The 19,378-nt window shown below is 63.1% G+C and carries 23 protein-coding genes, 1 tRNA gene and 1 riboswitch; of the genes, 15 read left to right on the top strand and 9 right to left on the bottom strand.

What is annotated here, in order from left to right; all coding sequences use genetic code 11:
• Positions 1-81: 81 nt before the first annotated feature.
• On the bottom strand, positions 82-720 hold the full coding sequence (locus tag LFL96_RS03170; protein WP_280997934.1) for a peroxiredoxin: 639 nt from the start codon (positions 718-720) through the stop codon (positions 82-84).
• 359 nt (positions 721-1,079) lie between these two features.
• Between LFL96_RS03170 and LFL96_RS03165 the strand changes: the two genes are divergently transcribed.
• The 3 genes from LFL96_RS03165 to LFL96_RS03155 all read left to right on the top strand — a co-directional run bounded on the left by LFL96_RS03165 (position 1,080) and on the right by LFL96_RS03155 (position 2,497).
• Entirely contained in the window at positions 1,080-1,382 is a 303-nt protein-coding gene (locus tag LFL96_RS03165) for a DUF883 family protein (protein WP_028198798.1), read from the top strand.
• Between the two features lie 169 nt (positions 1,383-1,551).
• Entirely contained in the window at positions 1,552-1,938 is a 387-nt protein-coding gene (locus tag LFL96_RS03160; protein ID WP_280997922.1) for a phage holin family protein, read from the top strand.
• A gap of 79 nt (positions 1,939-2,017) precedes the next feature.
• The gene (locus LFL96_RS03155) at positions 2,018-2,497 is read left to right on the top strand and encodes a DUF3318 domain-containing protein (RefSeq protein WP_280997920.1); all 480 of its coding nucleotides are present in this window, start codon (positions 2,018-2,020) and stop codon (positions 2,495-2,497) included.
• Between the two features lie 77 nt (positions 2,498-2,574).
• Here LFL96_RS03155 and LFL96_RS03150 read toward each other — a convergent pair whose 3' ends face one another.
• The 7 genes from LFL96_RS03150 to glyA all read right to left on the bottom strand — a co-directional run bounded on the left by LFL96_RS03150 (position 2,575) and on the right by glyA (position 7,444).
• Complete coding sequence (locus LFL96_RS03150; protein WP_280997918.1) at positions 2,575-3,015, bottom strand: type IV pilin protein; 441 nt, start codon at positions 3,013-3,015, stop codon at positions 2,575-2,577.
• Positions 3,016-3,025: 10 nt separating this feature from the next.
• Positions 3,026-3,526, bottom strand: a complete 501-nt coding sequence (locus tag LFL96_RS03145; RefSeq protein ID WP_348638411.1) for a hypothetical protein — start codon at positions 3,524-3,526, stop codon at positions 3,026-3,028.
• Between the two features lie 164 nt (positions 3,527-3,690).
• Complete coding sequence (locus tag LFL96_RS03140) at positions 3,691-4,503, bottom strand: PilW family protein (RefSeq protein ID WP_280997916.1); 813 nt, start codon at positions 4,501-4,503, stop codon at positions 3,691-3,693.
• Entirely contained in the window at positions 4,500-4,919 is a 420-nt protein-coding gene (locus tag LFL96_RS03135; RefSeq protein WP_280997914.1) for a hypothetical protein, read from the bottom strand. Before LFL96_RS03135 ends, LFL96_RS03140 begins: the two co-directional genes overlap by 4 nt.
• 23 nt (positions 4,920-4,942) lie before the next feature.
• Positions 4,943-5,503, bottom strand: coding sequence for a GspH/FimT family pseudopilin (locus tag LFL96_RS03130; RefSeq protein ID WP_280997912.1), 561 nt, complete (start codon positions 5,501-5,503; stop codon positions 4,943-4,945).
• A 204-nt stretch (positions 5,504-5,707) separates the two neighbouring features.
• Positions 5,708-6,190 (bottom strand): transcriptional regulator NrdR, encoded by a 483-nt coding sequence (nrdR, locus tag LFL96_RS03125; protein ID WP_280997910.1) that lies wholly within the window; start codon positions 6,188-6,190, stop codon positions 5,708-5,710.
• Between the two features lie 6 nt (positions 6,191-6,196).
• Positions 6,197-7,444 (bottom strand): serine hydroxymethyltransferase, encoded by a 1,248-nt coding sequence (gene glyA / locus LFL96_RS03120; RefSeq protein WP_280997908.1) that lies wholly within the window; start codon positions 7,442-7,444, stop codon positions 6,197-6,199.
• Between the two features lie 166 nt (positions 7,445-7,610).
• Positions 7,611-7,719: riboswitch (ZMP/ZTP riboswitch) on the bottom strand.
• 238 nt (positions 7,720-7,957) lie between these two features.
• On the opposite strand from glyA, the gene ydfG reads away from it, so the two are divergent.
• From ydfG to LFL96_RS03065, 11 genes are all read left to right on the top strand, one after another.
• Complete coding sequence (gene ydfG / locus LFL96_RS03115; protein WP_280997906.1) at positions 7,958-8,704, top strand: bifunctional NADP-dependent 3-hydroxy acid dehydrogenase/3-hydroxypropionate dehydrogenase YdfG; 747 nt, start codon at positions 7,958-7,960, stop codon at positions 8,702-8,704.
• A 58-nt stretch (positions 8,705-8,762) separates the two neighbouring features.
• Entirely contained in the window at positions 8,763-9,242 is a 480-nt protein-coding gene (ybgC, locus tag LFL96_RS03110; RefSeq protein ID WP_281000892.1) for a tol-pal system-associated acyl-CoA thioesterase, read from the top strand.
• A 154-nt stretch (positions 9,243-9,396) separates the two neighbouring features.
• Positions 9,397-10,074 carry a protein TolQ gene (gene tolQ, locus LFL96_RS03105; protein WP_007179119.1) on the top strand — a complete coding sequence of 226 codons (678 nt, stop codon included), beginning with the start codon at positions 9,397-9,399 and terminating at the stop codon, positions 10,072-10,074.
• A gap of 10 nt (positions 10,075-10,084) precedes the next feature.
• The gene (tolR, locus tag LFL96_RS03100; protein ID WP_280997892.1) at positions 10,085-10,531 is read left to right on the top strand and encodes a protein TolR; all 447 of its coding nucleotides are present in this window, start codon (positions 10,085-10,087) and stop codon (positions 10,529-10,531) included.
• The gene (gene tolA, locus LFL96_RS03095; protein ID WP_280997890.1) at positions 10,528-11,538 is read left to right on the top strand and encodes a cell envelope integrity protein TolA; all 1,011 of its coding nucleotides are present in this window, start codon (positions 10,528-10,530) and stop codon (positions 11,536-11,538) included. Before tolR ends, tolA begins: the two co-directional genes overlap by 4 nt.
• Before the next feature lie 140 nt (positions 11,539-11,678).
• Complete coding sequence (gene tolB / locus LFL96_RS03090) at positions 11,679-12,971, top strand: Tol-Pal system beta propeller repeat protein TolB (RefSeq protein WP_280997888.1); 1,293 nt, start codon at positions 11,679-11,681, stop codon at positions 12,969-12,971.
• Between the two features lie 32 nt (positions 12,972-13,003).
• Positions 13,004-13,513, top strand: coding sequence for a peptidoglycan-associated lipoprotein Pal (pal, locus tag LFL96_RS03085; RefSeq protein WP_028198812.1), 510 nt, complete (start codon positions 13,004-13,006; stop codon positions 13,511-13,513).
• 19 nt (positions 13,514-13,532) lie between these two features.
• Complete coding sequence (ybgF, locus tag LFL96_RS03080) at positions 13,533-14,282, top strand: tol-pal system protein YbgF (RefSeq protein WP_281000890.1); 750 nt, start codon at positions 13,533-13,535, stop codon at positions 14,280-14,282.
• Positions 14,283-14,473: 191 nt separating this feature from the next.
• Positions 14,474-14,549, top strand: a tRNA-Lys gene (locus tag LFL96_RS03075).
• A gap of 294 nt (positions 14,550-14,843) precedes the next feature.
• The gene (locus LFL96_RS03070) at positions 14,844-15,218 is read left to right on the top strand and encodes a hypothetical protein (RefSeq protein ID WP_280997878.1); all 375 of its coding nucleotides are present in this window, start codon (positions 14,844-14,846) and stop codon (positions 15,216-15,218) included.
• 198 nt (positions 15,219-15,416) lie between these two features.
• Complete coding sequence (locus LFL96_RS03065) at positions 15,417-16,229, top strand: mechanosensitive ion channel family protein (protein ID WP_280997876.1); 813 nt, start codon at positions 15,417-15,419, stop codon at positions 16,227-16,229.
• 132 nt (positions 16,230-16,361) lie between these two features.
• Here the strand turns inward: LFL96_RS03065 and LFL96_RS03060 are convergent, their stop codons facing one another.
• Positions 16,362-17,030: a DedA family protein gene (locus tag LFL96_RS03060; protein ID WP_280997873.1), complete on the bottom strand. Its 669-nt coding sequence runs from the start codon at positions 17,028-17,030 to the stop codon at positions 16,362-16,364.
• Between the two features lie 231 nt (positions 17,031-17,261).
• On the opposite strand from LFL96_RS03060, the gene mutL reads away from it, so the two are divergent.
• The gene (mutL, locus tag LFL96_RS03055; protein ID WP_280997871.1) at positions 17,262-19,370 is read left to right on the top strand and encodes a DNA mismatch repair endonuclease MutL; all 2,109 of its coding nucleotides are present in this window, start codon (positions 17,262-17,264) and stop codon (positions 19,368-19,370) included.
• Positions 19,371-19,378 lie beyond the last annotated feature (8 nt).

Below are 19,378 nucleotides of genomic sequence, written 5' to 3'. Positions count from 1 at the left end.
CTGTTGTTGGGCGCCTGGTTTCGAAAGCGCTAGCGAAGCGTTGACTGACCCGATCGACTTGCGATCCGCGTCATGCCGCGCTTACTTGTTCGGCTGCGGCGTCATGCGCAGATACGGACGCAGTGCCTTGTAGCCCTTCGGGAACTTCTGCTTGATGACTTCCTCGTCCTTCAGCGACGGAACGATCACCACGTCATCACCCTGCTTCCAGTTGCCCGGCGTCGCCACCGAATGGTTGTCGGTGAGCTGCAGCGAGTCGATCACGCGCAGCACTTCGTCGAAGTTACGGCCCGTACTCGCCGGATACGTGATGATCAGCCGCACCTTCTTCTTCGGGTCGATCACGAACAGCGAGCGCACCGTCAGCGTCTCATTCGCGTTCGGATGAATCATGTCGTACAGTTCGGCGACTTTGCGATCGCCGTCGGCGAGAATCGGAAAGCCGACGTTGGCGGCCTGCGTCTCGTTGATGTCCTTGATCCATTCCTTGTGCGACTCGGCGCTGTCGACCGACAACGCGATGGTCTTCACGTTGCGCTTGTCGAATTCGTCGGCCAGCTTGGCGGTGAGTCCGAGTTCGGTCGTGCAGACCGGCGTGAAGTCCGCCGGGTGCGAGAACAGCACGCCCCAGCTATCGCCCAGCCAGTCGTGGAACTTGATGCGACCTACACTCGACTCCTGCTCGAAATCCGGTGCGATATCGCCAAGACGTAGACTCATGATGCATCTCCTTTAGGTGTTCGGTTTCGATGTTCGGTTCGGACAGTCCGCGCGAGCTCATGCCCGCGACCCCGCAAATTTAAAGCATACGGGACGCGACGTGCTCGGCGAACAAACATCGCGTCACTACTTTATGCGTTTTTGTAATTTTCACCGTTTTAGTGGAAACTTTGCGGGACAGATCAACTCCATCGTAGGCAAACTTTCCTGCATGTCTTGCGGGTGGTAGCGTTTTCATGGCTTCGCCTCAGCCGGGAACGGTTCGTGCGTTCGCTTCGAACGTACCGGGCACTGCGCTCGCCAGCGACCGTTTCTTTGGTTACGATTCACGCGTGGCGTGAGACGAAGGGGAGCTGTCAATGTCGGAAGTCAACAAGGAGAGATTGATGTCGGATATCAAAACCGTCCTCGCGGACGCTGAAGATCTGCTGAAACAGGCCGCGAGCGCCACGGGCGAGCGCGCTTCGGAACTGCGTGAAACGGCGCTCACGCGCCTGAAGCAGGCCAAGGAAAAAGCGGCTGACGTGCAGGTCGTGGTGGTCGAGAAAGGCAAGAAGGCCGCTCGCGCTACCGACGACTACGTGCATGAGCATCCGTGGGCATCCATCGGCATCGCCGCGGGCGCGGGCGTGCTGCTGGGCTTGCTGATCAACCGCAAGTAAGCGGGTATTACGTAAGCATCAGGCTGGCGTCGCATCGGATCGAAGCATGTCACGTGCATGCCCGATTCGGCGCGCCGGCGATTCGAATTGACCGGCGCAAGTCCGGCCGGTCGGCTTCCGCCAGCCCGCACGCGCGCCGGGGAAGTCATCACGCGCAACGCCCACAGCCATGACGATCGAAACACAATCGCAGCGCGGAGAACATAGCCCGTTGCGCCGCATTTTCGGCTCCGTGTTTGCCATCCTGCAGACGCGGCTGGAACTGATCGGCATTGAACTCGCCGAGGAAAAAGACCGTCTGCTCGCCGTGCTGTTTCTCGGCCTCGCCGCCATGATGCTCGCCACCATGGCGCTGATCGCGCTGACGGCGTTGATCGCGATCGCGTTCTGGGACACCTACCGTTGGCAGGCGCTCGCCGGCATTACCGCCGTCTATGCGATTGCGGGCCTCGCCTGTGCGCTGAAAGCGCGCAGCGGTTTGCGCAATGCGCCCATGGTGTTCGAAGCGACCATCGCCGAATTCGAAAAGGACCGCGACGTGTTTCGCAAACCGTGACACTCGAGTTCGCCGATCCCGTCACCCACCGTCACAGCCGTCTTCGACGCGCTCAACGCCCAACGCACCCCGACACGCCATGAGCCAGATCCACTCCGATACCGCTTTCCGTAACAAGCGCCATCACGCGAAAGATCTGAGCGCGCCGCATTTGCGGGCATTGCGCAAGGAATTGCTGCTGGTGCGCGCGGACGTCGAGCGGATGGAACTCGCTCAGGCGACCATCGAACTGCGGCAAGCGGTCACACACTTCAGCTGGCTCAAATTTCTTGTGCCGGGTTTTGGCGGCATGCGCGTCGGGCGCGGTGCGAAGGGCGGCATGCTGAACGCGGGGACCATCGGCGCGCTGCTCAAGGAATACCCGCTGATCAGTTCCATCGCTTCGATGGTCCTCGCGAAGCCATTGCGCGCGACGATCGCTGCCGGTGCAAAACCTGCGCTCAAGTGGGGCAGCCTTGCCCTCGCCGGGTGGGAAGCGTTTCGAATCTGGCAGCAGATGAAGCGGGATTCGGCGGCTAATTCGAATGCAGGCGATGAGCAGAACGTTAATTCGAATTGACGGAATTTGTGTTGCCGTTTTCCCTGCCTCCCCCCGTTCCTCTCGTCTCTGCTGACGTTCCAAGTTCCAGCGATGCTTTAGCTTGTGTTCCAGCATTCGCCTATGGGCGGCGTTGGTTCGCTGCCGCCACCACTCCCGCTTCTATTGCCTCGCTGTCCCGTCGCGTCCAGCGTGAAGATGCCGCAGCGATCGTCGTACATCGGTCCGGAATCGACCGGGGTGGCTTCCAGAGAATAGCCGCCGTTGGTATCGTTCGCCGCGAGCATGCGCAGGCGGTAGACCGGCGTGCCGGACTGCGGTGCCTGATCCATCCCAGCTGGCAGGCTCGATACCTCGCCGCTCGTCACGCCTTCGACAAATTGCGCCGCCCGGAATAGCGCCGATGCGGCATCGATTCGATGCGTGCGGGCAATGTGATTGCGGTAAGACGGCACGGCGAACGAGGCCAGCGTAGCGGCAATCGCCAGCACGATCACCAGTTCCAGCAACGTGAATGCGGATCGACGCGTACGTGTCATATCCCTCCCTTCAAAACGGCCTCGCGACGATACGTCGCCAGTGACGCTCGATTTTTTGGTTGTCGAACACAAGCTCCGTTTGCAACCAGACCTGTGCGTCGTTGTTTCGCCCAAATCCTCGCGCCGTCACGAGATATGCACGCGCATCCGGGCGGGTGGCCAGGCGCCATGCTTCGATCAGACACTGCGGTGGACGCAGCGAACCGGGCCATTGCGAAACGGGTGTGATGGCGGCGGCTTCGAACGCGGTCTGAAGTTTCCATTGCGTTGGTTCTGCGGGTGTTGCGGGTGTTGCGGGTGTCGAACCTGCACCGATTACACCGTCATGTGAATCTGCGTCTTCGACTGCGGCCGTCGCAACGACTGCGCGCGCACATGACGTCAGCGCCGAATCCGCAGCGTGAAACGCTTGCAGATAGTCACGAACGTTGCCAGCGCCACGCGCTGCGGCGAGCGAGCTTTCGAACCATGCCGCGGATGTCGCCAGCATCAGCGCGGCAATCAGCAACACGATGGGAAGGACTGTGCCGCGATGCTTCCAGCGAAAGCGCTTCCGCCCATCATGCGGCCCACTGATAAAACACCAGCGCTCGCAACACCGTTCACCTCGCCTGGCATGGCGACTCACCGCGTCTGCGGCGGTAAGGCCCACGCTTGCCCCCGTTCGACGCGCGATCACAGCGACACCCCCGACACCGAATTGCGTATCGCCACTCGCCGCCAGAAGGCCTGCCGCGCGCGGCCATCGGGAACGAGAGCGCTGACGCCGTCGCAATCGACGTATCGCCCATGCTGCGCACGCGCCGCGCCCCGCACCAGCACGCAAAGATCCACCGCGACGACGCTGCTCCATTGACCCGCCGTCACCGCCGATGCCTCGATCGCGTCCGCGCGATCCGCCAGCCAGTACCTGAGCCGCACACGTTCGACACCCTCGACCAGCGGCTGTGCCGATCCCGCCTTGCCGTTGCCCTCGCAATAGAGCTCCGGCTCTCCGGTGGAGGTACTGACCCGCGCGAAATAGCGGTTCACGACCGGTACGCCACGGTCGCCGAGCGCGGCATGGCTGGTCGTCACGGCTTGACCGAGACAGTCGGTGACCTGCCCTGCCGTGGATGCCCATGTCGATATGTTGTCGCCCACGTAGCGAATCAGAACACCATCCGAGCGGCTCGGCAGCGACTCGCAACCCGGGCTGACATCGGCACCTGTCGGCCGCCCGCCTGAACAGCCGAACAATGGCGCGGGCGCGTCGTAACGCACGACGTCCGCCGGCACGAATCCAGCCATCTGCAGTTGCTGACCGATCAGCGTCAGCGCGGTCAAACCGGCTTCGCGAATCCGCGTTGCGTCGCTGGCCTGATCGAACGCGGTGCGCTGTGCCGTGTAAAGCGAAACGGCAGCAGCCGTGACCAGCAGCCCCAGCGCAACCGCGATCACGAACTCCAGCAGCGTGTGGCCCGGCGCGAGAAATAGCCGCCGCCTCATTTCGCGAACGCCAACGCGACGCACGAGAAGCCGGCCGGTGCGTCGACTGCGCCACAAGACTCGGGCTTGTCGATGATGTTGTCGGAAGGCGGCGAGTTGCGCACGGATGCCCACGTCACGCGCGCGGCGAACGCACCGCCGTTCGTATCCACCGACACCTTCCCGTGCGGTAAAAGCGCTGCCGCTCGCGAACTCCATTGCCTGAGCGCGGCGTCTCCGGCGGACGGATTGACCATGGCCTCCGCAACAGAATCCGCGATCCACGCCGCCTGCTCGCGCATCGACATGGCGCGGGCTTCCCGCGCAGTCCATAACTGGCCGGCAATCAATCCCAACGCGGTCACTCCCATCACCCCCACGGCCAGCATCACTTCAATCAGCGAGCTACCACGACGCGCGACATCTCGGCGACGCATCCGGAACCTGCGTAAGTTCTTTCTCATGACACGGCTCCGCAAGCGTTCTCCACGACGCGCACGCGACCGCCCGCGGCAATATGGATACACCGATGCCATGCGTTGCCCTGCATTGCACTCGTCGGCGTGCGCGGCGCGATATCGAAGCTGCGGAACGTGCCGATCAATTGCCCTGCCGGCGGCGTGAACGTCAGATTCGTCTGTGTACCGCCGATGCTCACCGCGCTGAGTGGCGGATGCGCACGCAGCAGCGAAAACGTGCCGCTTCGCTCCGCCATGACCGCCCAGCCGCAGGACCAGTCGACGACACCATTCGCGCACGGCTGACCGGCGGCAAGGCAGCGGCGCGCCGCATCGATCCGGCAAACGGTTACGCGCATACCTCGGCGCAATGCCTCGCTGCGCGCATACGCGAGCGTCGACGCCAGCGCCTTCGCTCGCGCATCCACCTGATCCCGCACGTGCCACGCGAGGAACGACGGCACCGTCAGCGTTGCGACTACCGCCAGCAGGGCAATCACCGCCAGCGTTTCGACGAGCGTCACCCCCGCGCACGTCGGCCTACGGACAGCATATTGGTTCATCCGGAATCCTGATCGTTGCAAAGAATGCCGCCAATCTAGCGGTTCGCGAACGGGTCAACAATCGGCCGAATGGCCAGGTGGTTTTAGGACGCCATGGCGCGCAACAATGCACGCGACCGATCCACTACGAAGCGGGAGCTAACGATGCGCGAAACAACGCTGAGAGAGACTGAAACCGGAACGCGGCGCGATGCGCGCCTGAAATCAGCGCTTACGGGTAGGCTTGGGAGGAGAAGACGCGCGGCGAAACTCTTCGATCACGTCTTCGAACTCGGAGACGTCTTCAAAGCGCCGATAAACAGAGGCAAAACGAACGTAGGCAATCGTATCGAGCGCGCGCAACTCGTTCATGACGAGTTCGCCGAGACGCTCGCTACGCACCTCGCGCTCACCGCTACCGAGCAGTTGATACTCGATGCGGGCGACCGCCGCGTCGATCGCGTCCGCCGCAACCGGGCGCTTGCGCAGCGCCAGTTGCATGCTCGCGACGATCTTGCGGCGATCGAATTCGGTGCGACTGCCATCCTTCTTGACGACCGACGGCAACGCCAGCTCGACCCGCTCATACGTCGTAAAACGTTTGTCGCAGGCCGGGCAGCGACGGCGCCGGCGAATCGTCGCGCCGTCTTCGGATACGCGCGAGTCGACAACCTGCGTATCGGCGTGACGGCAAAAAGGGCAGTGCATGGCGGCTTAGCGGTAAACCGGGAAACGCTGGGTCAGCTCGGCGACCTGGCCGCGCACACGTTCGATCGTGGCCGCGTCTTCCGGGTTGTCCAGCACGTCGGCGATCAGGTTACCCACCTGTTCCGCTTCCTTGACGCCAAAGCCGCGCGTGGTCATGGCCGGCGAACCGAGACGCACGCCGCTCGTCACGAACGGCTTTTCCGGATCGTTCGGGATCGCGTTCTTGTTGACGGTGATGTGCGCGGCGCCCAGCGCGGCTTCAGCAGCCTTGCCGGTGATTTTCTTCGCACGCAGATCGACCAGCATCACGTGGCTTTCGGTACGACCCGACACGATCCGCAGACCACGCTTGACCAGCGTCTCGGCCAGCACGCGCGCGTTCTCGACCACCTGCTGCTGATAAACTTTGAACTCCGGCGACAGCGCTTCCTTGAACGCAACGGCCTTGCCGGCGATCACGTGCATCAGCGGACCACCCTGAATGCCCGGGAAGATCGCCGAGTTGATCTGCTTCTCGAACTCGGCCTTCATCAGGATCACACCGCCGCGCGGGCCGCGCAGGCTCTTGTGCGTGGTGGTGGTGACGAAATCGGCGAACGGCACCGGGTTCGGGTACACGCCCGCGGCAACCAGACCGGCGTAGTGCGCCATGTCGACCATAAAGTACGCGCCGACCGACTTGGCGATCTTCGACAGGCGTTCGAAGTCGATGCGCAGCGCGAATGCCGACGCGCCAGCGACGATCAGCTTCGGCTTGTGTTCCTGCGCGAGCTTCTCGGCGGCGTCGTAGTCGATGTCTTCCGCTTCGTTCAGCCCGTAGCTCACCACGTTGAACCACTTGCCCGACATGTTGACCGGCGAACCGTGCGTCAGGTGGCCGCCATGTGCGAGGCTCATGCCCATGATCGTGTCGCCCGGCTTGAGCATGGCGAAAAACACGCCCTGGTTTGCCTGCGAACCGGAGTTCGGCTGCACGTTGGCCGCTTCGGCGCCGAACAGTTCCTTCACGCGGTCGATCGCGAGCTGCTCCGCGACGTCCACGTACTCGCAGCCGCCGTAATAGCGCTTGCCCGGATAGCCTTCGGCGTATTTATTGGTGAGTTGCGAGCCTTGGGCGGCCATCACGGCCGGGCTCGTGTAGTTTTCCGACGCGATCAGTTCGATATGCTCTTCCTGACGGCGGTTTTCCTGCTCGATCACTTTCCAGAGTTCAGGATCGACGTTGGCGATGGTGCTTTGGGCTCTGTCAAACATACGGATTCCGTTGAATGTGTTCAGGTTGACCGGATCGTGCGCCGAATCTTGCGTAGAGGGTACGCAGCGCTGCTGGCGGCTGGGCCAGCCCTGACGTGGCGAATGAAGAGTCGCCGCACACGCGAGGCAGGACAGCCACCGTCAGCGCAGATCAAAGCGCGCGGATCACAGCTGCCCAGGCGAACGGCAAAACGGCACCCCGCGCTTCACGGTGGGTTGCTCCACCTTGAATCCGGTTGCTTGAACCGGTTCTATCGCCAGTCACGCAGGGATGAGCGCGTTAGTTTATTGGAAGAGGATCGAATAGGCAACCGGCTCGATCTCGCGTCCATGCGCGTTCCCGGGCCTGGCGCGATGCCCGCCGGACACGGCTTTCAGTCGTCCGGCGAGGATGCGCCGCAGGCCCGCTGCGCGTCCCTGCCGGAGCCCTTCATACGGCTGGTGCATCCTTGCCGCAGCGCCGCATTGCAAGTAGGCTTGGTGCCTTTCTCGTTAACCGACCAGGGAACTGAAATGATCGTCTTCGTCACCGGAGCATCCGCGGGATTCGGCGCCGCCATCGCTCGCGCTTTCGTCAAGGGCGGCCATCGGGTCGTCGCCACCGCGCGCCGCAAGGACCGCCTGCAGGAGCTGGCCGACGAACTCGGCGACGCTCTCCTGCCCTACGAACTCGACGTGCGCGACCGCGCCGCCGTCGAAGCCGTACCAGGCTCGTTGCCGGCCGAATTCGCCGCGATCGACGTGCTGGTCAACAACGCCGGCCTGGCGCTCGGCGTCGAGCCGGCGCAGAAAGCCAGCCTTGACGCATGGCACACCATGATCGAGACCAATTGCACGGGTCTCGTGCAGGTCACGCACGCGCTGCTGCCCGGCATGGTGGAGCGCAATCGCGGCCACGTCTTCAATCTCGGTTCGGCGGCCGGCAACTGGCCATACGCAGGCGGCAACGTGTACGGCGCCACCAAGGCCTTCGTGCGTCAGTTCAGCCTGAACCTGCGCGCGGATCTCGCCGGCACCGCATTGCGCGTGACCGACATCGAACCCGGTCTGTGCGGCGGCACCGAATTTTCGAACGTGCGTTTCCGCGGCGACGACGACAAGGCCGCGAAGATGTACGAAAACGTCCAGCCGCTGACGCCCGAAGACATCGCCGATTCGATCTACTGGATCGCGACGCGGCCGGCCCACGTCAACATCAACACGATCGAACTGATGCCGGTCGCGCAATCGTTCTCGGCTTTGAGCGTGCATCGCGGCTGAGGCTTGCCGGGCGGGGCGCACACTTTGAAACAGACCTCGGGTTATGCGTTCCGGTAAAATGCGCCGCATGAATATGTCGACCAGCCAGCCCGGCGCGGAAATCGGCTACACATGGCCCATCCGTGTGTACTACGAAGACACCGACGCCGGCGGTATCGTGTTTTACGCGAATTACCTGAAGTTTTTCGAACGGGCCCGCACCGAATGGCTGCGCGCGTGCGGCGTCGACCAGAATCGCCTCGCTGAGGAAACCGGTGCAATTTTTATCGTCCGCAGCACGGCGGTCGACTATCGCGCGCCGGCGCGGCTCGACGACGTGATCAACGTGGTGAGCCGGATCGAGCGGATCGGCCGGGCCTCGGTCGATTTCGTTCAGGAAGCCTGGCGCGACGGCACGCTGCTTGCTACCGGTTCGATCCGGGTCGGTTGCGTCGATCGCAAGGTGCTGCGGCCGGCCGCGATTCCCGCGCCGGTTCTGGCCGCTTTGCGCCGTGGGCCGGGCGTGAGCGGCGGCCGCATGTCAACGGACAACGACTGAACTCCGTTGTTACGGGGCCAGTGAACTCATACCGATCAAGCAACACAAAGCATGGTTCGGCTTGCAACTTGCCGATGCTTCCGTTTTGCCCACGGAAAGCTTCGAGTGACCTTGCAGCCGGACGCCCCCTCCCGGGACGTTAAAACGAACCTTTATGAACACTACACAAGATCTGTCGATCGTTTCACTCGTACTCAATGCGAGCCTGCTGGCGCAGGCCGTGATGGCGCTGCTGCTGTTGCTGTCGCTGTTGTCGTGGACCTTCATCTTCCGCAAGTGGTTTGCGATCCGCCGGGCGCGCGCGCAGACTGAACGCTTCGAACGCGATTTCTGGTCGGGCGGCGACCTGCAGGCGCTTTATCAAAGCGCCGCCAACAACCGTCACACGATCGGCGCGCTGGAACGCATTTTCGAATCCGGCATGCGCGAATTTCTGAAAGGCAAGGAAAAACGCCTGAACGATCCGGGCGCGATTCTCGACGGCGCGCGCCGCGCGATGCGCGCCGCGTTCCAGCGTGAAATGGACGTGCTCGAGGCCAACCTCGCGTTTCTCGCGTCGGTCGGCTCGGTCAGCCCGTATATCGGTCTGTTCGGCACGGTGTGGGGGATCATGAATGCGTTCCGCGGTCTCGCCAACGTTCAGCAGGCTACGCTCGCGAACGTCGCGCCCGGCATCGCCGAAGCGCTGACGGCCACCGCGATCGGCCTCTTCGCCGCGATTCCGGCCGTGGTCGCGTACAACCGCTACGCGCACGACATCGACCGTCTGGCGATCCGCTTCGAGACCTTCATCGAAGAGTTCTCGAACATCCTGCAGCGCCAGGCACAGTAAGGGGTTCACGATGGCAGGCTCTCGTTCCTCCAGCATGCGCGGCAGCCGGCAACGCCGCGCGATGGCCGACATCAACGTCGTGCCGTACATCGACGTGATGCTCGTGCTGCTCGTGATCTTCATGGTCACCGCGCCGCTCGTCGCTCCGTCGATCGTCAATCTGCCCACCGTCGGCGGCGCCGCGCCGCAACAGCAAACGCCGCCCGTGATCGTGAACATCCGCGCGGACGGCAACATGAACGTCAAGTACAAGGACGATTCCGGCGCGCAGCAGCAGGAAGACATGACGAAGGCCGACCTGCACGGTTTCATCGCCGACCGCGCACAATCGCATCCAGATCAGCCCGTCGTGATCGCCGCCGACAAGACCGTGAAATACGAAGTCGTCATGAACGTGATGTCCGAGCTGAAGGCTCAAGGCGTCAAACGCGTCGGCTTGCTCGTCAAATCGCAATGATCCGCAAGAATTCCGAATACCCGCTCCAGCCACCGCGTGAACGCGGCACAGGGCGAGCCTTTGTGTTCGCGCTGGTGATGCATGCGCTGCTCGGGTTTTTTCTGTATCACGGCATCCAGTGGCAAAACAGCACGCCGGAAGGCGCGGAAGCGGAGTTGTGGACCGAAGTGCCGGATACGGCGATTCCGCGTCCCGTTCCGACGCCGCCCGTGCAGGTCGCCCCTACCCCGCCGGTGCCGGACGAACAGGCCGACATCGCGCTGCAGGAAAAGAAACGCCAGCAGCAGGAAGCGGCGCGTCAGGCTCAGCTGGCCGAACAGTTGCGTCAGCAGAAGCTGCAGGCGCAGCAGGAAGCCGAGGCGAAACGTCAGCAGCAACTGGCCGCCGACCAGGCCGCGCAGAAGGCTGCGGCGCTGAAGCAGAAACAGCTTCAACAACAGCAGCAACAGCAACAACAGCAGCAGGCCGAGAAGCTCAAGCAACAGCAACTGGCCGAGCAGCAGAAGCAGCAGCAACTGAAAGAACAGCAGAAGCAGGCTGAAGCCGAAGCGCAGAAAAAGGCCGATGCGCAGAAGGCAGCGAAAGCGAAGGCTCAAGCCGACGCCGCCGCGCAAGCGAAGAAGGTCGATGCCGAGCGCCGTGCTCGCCTCGCGCAGATGATGCAAGGTATAGCCGGCGGTACGGGCTCGACCGATGGGCTTGGCAAGAGTGGGACGGGTAGTGGCTCGGGTGGGACCGCCACGTCGCCGGGTTACTCGGACAAGGTCCGTCGCGCTGTGCGTCCGCACATTTCCTGGGGTGGTGAAACGGCCGGTCTGGAGACGGTGGTTTCCGTGCGCTGCTCGCCGACCGGTACGCTGCTCGACGCAACGATTCAGCGCAGTAGCGGCAACTCGGCGTGGGACGACGCAGCGCTACGCGCCGTCCAGCGTACGGACCCGATGCCGCAGGATATCAACGGCAAGACGCCGACCAGCTTCCTGATTACCTTGAAGCCGGCTGGTTGATTTCCGCAGCATGTCAGTCAGTTGACAGCAGACCCAGCGCCCCGCCCAGCGCGGTGCGACCGGGAACGAATTAGTTGTTTTCGGGTCTGTCTGCTGTCGTGAAGTGTTAGTAAAACCGTTTTTTGGGGAAACCATACAGCATGAGTTTGATGACCAAGCTAGGCCTGCGGACACTGGTAGCGTCGTGCCTGATCGCCGTCGGCGGAGCCGCCAACGCACAACTCAACGTCCTCGTGACGGGCGTCGGGTCGACCCAGTTTCCGATCGCGACGGCGAATTTCGCCAACGAGGCGAACTCGCCGCAGCAGGTCAGCACGATCGTGCGTCAGGATCTGCAACGCAGCGGCAAATTCACCAATATCGATGCGGGCTCGACGCCGGTCTCCGAGACCGATTCCGTCGATCTCGGCAGCTGGAAGGCCAAGGGTGCGAATGCATTCGTGTCGGGTAGCGTGAACCGCCTGCCGAACGGCCAGTTCGAAGTGCGTTTCAAACTGTATGACACCGTGAAGGGCGAAAGCCTTGGCGGCCTCGTGCTGGTGAGCCCGGAAAGCGGCTTGCGCATGAGCGCGCACAAGGTCGCGGACTACATCTACGCGAAATTGATGGGCGGCCGCGGCGTATTCGCCACGCGCCTGTCGTACGTGATCAAGACCGGCGGCCGCTATCAGTTGCAGATTTCGGATTCGGACGGCCAGGACGCGCGTATCGCGTTGTCGAGCCCCGAGCCGATCATCTCGCCGGCATGGTCGCCCGACGGCACCAAGGTCGCGTATGTTTCGTTCGAGAAGAAGAAGCCGATCGTCTACATCCACGACCTGCCCACGGGCCGTCGCGTGATCGTCTCCGATCAGAAGGGCAACAACAGCGCGCCGGCATGGTCGCCCGATGGCCGCACGCTGGCCGTCGCGCTGTCGCGCACCGGCAATACGCAGATTTTCGCCGTCAATGCGGACGGCAGCGGCCTGCGTCGTTTGACGCAAGGCAGCTCGATCGATACCGAGCCGTGCTTCTCTCCTGACGGCCAGTCGATCTACTTCACGAGCGACCGTGGCGGCGCGCCGCAGATCTACAAGATGCCGGTCGGCGGCGAAAGCGCCGGCGCCGCGCAACGCGTCACCTTCACGGGCAGCTACAACACCAGCCCGCGCGTCAGCCCGGACGGCAAACAGCTCGCTTATATCTCGCGCGTCGGCGGCGGGTTCAAGCTTTATATCCAGGACCTGCAAGGCAACACCGCCACAGGCCTGACGGACACGACACATGACGAATCGCCGAGCTTCGCGGCGAACGGTCAGTACATTCTTTACGCCACACAGGTGAACGGCCGTGGCGTGTTGGCCGCAGTATCGACCGATGGTCGCACTCGGCAGGTCCTGTCCGTTCAGGGCGGCAGCGTACGCGAGCCGTCCTGGGGCCCGTTTATGCAATAACGTTGATGCAATAACACAAGGAGAGTTACCAAATGATGTCCAAACTTCGTTTCGCTTTTGCCGTACTGATGGTCGGCGCGCTGGCCGCATGTCACTCGGGCGTCAAGCTCGACGAAAACGCCAACAAGGGCGGTGCCGTCTCGACGCAACCGAACCCGACCGATGTCGCACAGGTCAATGTCGACCCGCTGAACGATCCGAACAGCCCGCTGGCGAAGCGCAGCATTTACTTCGACTTCGACAGCTATTCGGTTAAGGACGATTACCAGTCGCTGCTGCAACAACACGCGCAATACCTGAAGAGCCATCCGCAACGTCACGTGCTGATTCAAGGCAACACCGACGAGCGCGGCACCAGCGAATACAACCTGGCTCTCGGCCAGAAGCGTGCTGAAGCTGTGCGCCGTTCGCTGTCGCTGATGGGCGTGGCGGACTCGCAAATGGAAGCCGTGAGCCTCGGCAAGGAAAAGCCGCAAGCTACGGGTCATGACGAATCGTCGTGGGCACAGAACCGCCGCGCCGACCTCGTGTACCAACAGTAAGTAACGGGTGATGAGCCGAATGACGCATCGTTTCTCCTGGCTGCGGTTTGCCGCAGCGGCCTGTGTCGCGGGCACGGCCTTCACGGCGATGCCCGCTCACGCGGGCATCTTCGACGACGATCAGGCCCGCCAGGCCATTCTCGATCTGCGTTCGAAGACCGACAGCCTGTCGAGCCAGTTGTCGGCTGCACAGCGCACGATCCTCGATCAGTCCAACCGTCTCGACCAGTTGAATCAGCAGGTCGCGACGCTGCGCGGACAGAACGAGGACATGGCCAATCAGCTCAGCACGCTGCAGAAGCAGCAGAAGGACTACTACACCGATCTGGACACGCGCCTGAAGAAATTCGAGCCGCAGCAGCAGACGGTGGACGGCGTTCAGGGCGAGGTTCAGCCGGGTGAGACCGATTCGTTCAATGCGGCTTCACAGCAATTCCGCAGCGGCGATTTCAAGAATGCGGCGGCGTCATTCCGCAGCTTCATCTCCAAGTATCCGAACAGTCCTTATCAGCCGACCGCGCAGTACTGGCTCGGCAACGCGCTGTATGCACTGCGCGACTACAAGGGCTCGACGGCGACGTGGCAAGGTGTGGTGAAGAACTATCCGCAGCATCCGCGGGCGCCGGAAGCGCTGCTGGCGATTGCGAACAATCAGCTCGAGCAAGGTCAGAAGGCCGCGGCCAAGAAGACGCTGGAGCAGATCGTCGCGCAATACAGTGGCTCGGATGTCGCGCAGTCGGCTCAGAGCAAGCTGTCGCAGATCAAGTAGTTCGATGGTCGAGTAGTAGCAGGCAGTAACGCGCAGTGTCCGATGTCATAGCCACGCGCGCCTCTCGCTGAAAAGCCCGGGTAGCGATACCCGGGCTTTTCACTTTTCACTATATGAAGTGTCGAAGGCGCGGTGGATCACTATGGGTTGACAGTCCGCCAGGGCTATCGCTATAATCTCGCTTCTCTTTTGGGTCGTTAGCTCAGCTGGTAGAGCAGCGGACTTTTAATCCGTTGGTCACAGGTTCGAATCCCGTACGGCCTACCAAAAGATTCAAGGGCTTACATGCGAAAGCATGTAAGCCCTTTTCCATTTGCGTCAGTCAAAAGTAACACGGCAGAGCAATTTGCCCGCGCCCTGTAATCGGCAATATCCCCCCTCCGACGCATTTCCACACGCAATGTCGATTCCATCGACGGAAAATTCCGACCGTCCACTCCGGCTATTTATCGAGACATAAAGACGTGCAATGATCGCCGCCGGTCCAGCGAACCACCTCGCGGCACGGCACGGAAAACGCACCGGCCACGCCGCGCACCGTGCCCTCATCACTGCGTCGACATGCTCAACTTTCAGTTCGATATCCTCTCGAATCTGGCGCTTCTCGCGATCGTGCTGATCGCGTGCAGTCTGTACAACCGGTGCGCTCCGGGCGCGACGGTGAGCGGGGCGCGTGTCTTCATCGCGCTGGCATGCGTCGCGATACTGCTCGACGCCGCGCTGACCTTTCTCGTGTTCGCTGACGCGCAGAGCCGCTATGGCCAGTTCGGCAAGCCGAGCGCGTTTCTCGGGCGGACCGTCGCATACGGACTCGCGATCCTCGCGGCGCTGATCTCCCATCGCATCGCGTATCGGCATCACCCGTCACGACGCCGCGCCGGTACGACGGTAATCATCCGCACCTCGCCATATTCGGAATCGCATTTGCCGATGTGAATCCGCCAGCGCAAACCGGCCTCCTGCTGCCAGGAACGTTCCTTGCGAATGCGCGCGCCGTCGCCTATAACTCCCGAAGACCTCCCGCAGACCGAGCATCGCCGTTCCCGCCCGCCGCCTTATCCACCGGGCACTTGCCGCTGTATTGCACCACCGCCGTTCAATCAGTCGAAGGCAACTCACCCAGCGAGGAACATCTTGGATCTCGAAACCGTCCGCGTATTCATCATGACCCGAGGCATCGACCTCGGCACCAAGGTCGTCGGCGCGATCGTCCTGTGGATCGTCGGGCGCTGGCTCATCGGTCTGATCACCGGCTTGCTGCGCAAAGTGCTGGCGCGCAACGGCAAGGTCGATCCCACGCTCGCTCATTACCTCGGCTCGATTCTCGGCGCACTGCTGAATCTGCTGCTGATCCTCGCGATCCTGCAGGTATTCGGCGTGCAGACCACCTCGTTCGCCGCGCTGCTCGCCGGCCTCGGCCTCGCGATCGGCACCGCGTGGGGCGGCCTGCTCGCGCACTTCGCGGCAGGCATCTTCATGCAGGTGTTGCGGCCGTTCAAGGTGGGCGATTTCGTCACCGCGGGCGGCGTGACCGGCACGGTGTCCGAACTCGGCCTGTTCGGCACCACGATCGTGACGCCGGACAACGTGACCACCATCGTCGGCAACAACAAGATCTTTTCCGACACGATCTCGAACTACAGCGTGTTGCCGGTGCGCCGTGTCGAGCTGACCGCGAAGATCGCCAACGGCGTCGATCCGACCGACGCGATGAATCGTCTGAAGGCGGCCATCGCGCAGATTCCGAACGTCGCGGAGAGCCCGGCGCCGGATATCGAAGTGCTGAATTTCACGCCTGAGGGTCCGCTGCTATGCGTGCGGCCGTACACCAACAACACGAACTACTGGCAGGTCTATTTCGATACCAATCGGGCGATCATCCAGACCTTCAGGGAAGCCGGGTATCCGACGCCGGAGACGCCGCTAGCGCCGCGCGCGGTGACTTGAAAAAGAGCGGAATTGCCGGCCCGGCGGCACGGCGTACACACAGTAGACAGCAAGACCCCGCAAACGAAAACGGCGTCGCGATCAGATCGCGACGCCGTTTCCACATTCTTGTCACCGGAAGCAAAGAAACGCTCAGCGGCTCCCTGTGGCCGAGTTCCGGCGCATCATCTTCCACAACGCGCCGAGCACGACGGGCACCACGGCCGCGCCGATCCCCACCAGCACGATCACGTTCAGATACTGGCGGATGAAGCTGATGTTGCCGAAGAAGTACCCGAGCAACGTGAGCAACAACACCCAGAACAATGCGCCGGCGACGTTGAAGAACTGGAACCGGCTCACCGTCATTTCGGAGGCGCCCGCCACGAACGGCGCGAAAGTCCGCACGACGGGAATAAAGCGCGCGAGCACGATGGTCTTGCCGCCATGCTTCTCGTAGAAGTTATGGGTTTTCTGCAGCGCGCTGCGATCCAGGAAGCGCTCCAGAAACGGAATGTGCGAATTGAACACACGCGGCCCGATCGCGCGCCCGATCATGTAGTTGACGGTATTGCCGCCCACCGCCGCCACCAGCAGCAGCACGATCAGCAAACCGAGATTCATCTCGCCGGTCGCGCAGAACGCGCCGCCGATGAACAGCAGCGAGTCGCCCGGCAGGAACGGCAGCACGACGAGGCCCGTTTCGCAGAACACGATCAGGAACAGCACGGCGTAGACCCACGCGCCGTACACGTGAATGAAGTCTCCGAGGAACTTGTCGATGTGCAGGACGAGGTTGACGAAATGAAGCAACGTATCCAAGGAAGCGTCCTCTATTGAACGGATTTAACGAACGAAGCGAAACGAACCGCGCGAGCGGACCTGAGCGCGGCGCGCACGACCGTGCGGGCAACCCGCAGGCGATGAAGGCAGGCAGAAGCCTACCGCCGGAAATTGACCGCGTCATGATACAGAAAGTGCCCGGCGGCGATTAAAAAACTGCGGCGTGGAGTGCGCCAGCGGCGCACCGCGTCGAATCGCTATAATTTCGCCATGTCCGAAATCTCCGAAACGTCCGACGGCGCCGCTGCCAGCGCTACCGCTTCCGCGCCCTCGCCCGCCGCGCGCCCGTTGCGCGCGATCCAGCCGCTGCCCGACCAGTTGATCAGCCAGATCGCCGCGGGCGAGGTGGTGGAGCGGCCGGCATCGGTCGTCAAGGAATTGCTGGAAAACGCTCTCGACGCCGGCGCGCAAACGCTGCGCATTCTGCTCGACGAAGGCGGCGTCAAACGCATCTCGATCACCGACGACGGCTGCGGCATCCCCGAGAACGAACTCGCGCTCGCGCTGATGCGCCACGCCACCAGCAAGATCCGCTCGCTCGCCGAGCTCGAAGCGGTCGCCACGCTCGGGTTTCGCGGCGAGGCTTTGGCGTCGATTGCATCGGTCGCGGAAATGTCGATCACGAGCCGCACCGCCGAGGCGCCGCACGCGGTACGCGTCGATGCGCAAACCGGCGTGCTGAGCCCGGCCGCCGGCACGCAGGGCACCACGATCGAAGTCCGCGAGTTGTACTTCAACACGCCTGCACGCCGCAAATTCCTGAAAAGCGAACAGACCGAACTCGGCCACTGCCTCGAACAGATTCGCCGCGCGGCGCTGGCGCGTCCGGACGTCGCGATTTCGGTGCTGCATAACGGCAAGGCGGTCGAGCACTGGAACGCCAGCGAACCGCCCGTGCGGGTCGCGAAGATTCTCGGCGACACGTTCGCGACCGCGCATCTGCCGCTCGACGAATCCGCCGGACCGTTGGCCGTGTACGGCTGCGCGGGTCTGCCGACCGCGAGCCGCGGGCGCGCGGACCAGCAGTATTTCTTCGTCAATGGACGCTTCGTGCGCGACAAGCTGCTCACGCACGCGGTGCGCGCCGCCTACGAAGACGTGCTGCACGGCGAGCGTTACCCATCGTATGTGCTGTTCCTCGATCTGCCGCCCGAAGCGGTCGACGTGAACGTGCATCCGTCGAAAATCGAAGTGCGGTTCCGCGACTCACGCTCCATCCACCAGTTCGTGTTCCACGCGGTCCAGCGCGCGCTGGCGCGGCATGCGGGCGCATCGCCGGAAACCACGGCGGGCGGTCATGCGGCGCATCTGGCGCCAGCAGGCGCACCGGCTTCGTTCGGCGCGACGCCGCTGGGCGGCGCGGGCATTGGCAGCGGCGTCGGGTTTGGCGGGTTTGGCGGGTTTGGTGCTGGCGGCGCTCCAGGCGCGAGCGCGGGCGTGGGCTTCGCAGCAGGCGCCGGTGGATTGGGTGGTGGCAGCGGCGCCGGTTCCGGTGGCTTCGGTTCATCGCAATCCGGCAACACGTGGATGCGCCAGGCGCGCATGACCCAAGGCACCCTGCCGGTCGCCCAACCGCTCGCGTTCTACGACGCGCTGTTCGGCCGCAAAGACACCCACGCCGGCACCGCCGAAGGTGCGACGCTGTTCGAAGCGCGCGACTCGGCCGCCGAAGGCGCGTCGCCGTACAACGCATCGGCATTGGCCTATGCATCGCCCGCCTTCAACGCGGCCGACGAACAACCGCTCGGCTTCGCGCTCGGCCAGATTCACGGCATCTACGTGCTGGCGCAGAACGCGCACGGCCTCGTGATCGTCGACATGCACGCCGCGCACGAGCGGATTCTGTACGAGCAGTTCAAGAACGCGCTGGCCGACCGCACGATCGCCGTGCAACCGCTGCTGATTCCGCTGTCGATGCAGGCCGATCCGATCGAAATCGGCACGGTGGAAGAAGAGCGCGATACGCTCGACGCGCTCGGCTTCGACCTCGCCGTGCTGTCGCCGACCACGCTCGCGATCCGCGCAGTCCCCGCGCTGCTGAAGGACGCCGATCTGCAGGCGCTGGCGCGCGCGGTGCTGTCCGACCTGCATGCGTTCGGCGGATCGCGCGTGCTGACCGAGCGTCAGCACGAATTGCTCGGCACGCTCGCCTGTCATCACGCGGTGCGCGCGAACCGGCGTCTCACGCTCGACGAAATGAACGCGCTGCTGCGTCAGATGGAAGCGACCGAGCGCGCCGACCAATGCAATCACGGCCGTCCGACGTGGTATCAACTGACGCTGTCCGATCTCGATCGGCTGTTCATGCGCGGGCAGTGACGGTGGAT

The sequence above is a fragment of the Paraburkholderia sp. D15 genome, assembly GCF_029910215.1.
Taxonomy (GTDB): Bacteria; Pseudomonadota; Gammaproteobacteria; order Burkholderiales; family Burkholderiaceae; genus Paraburkholderia.
The sequence above is the reverse complement of the archived record's forward strand: the minus strand, read 5'-3'. Positions and strand labels throughout refer to the sequence as shown.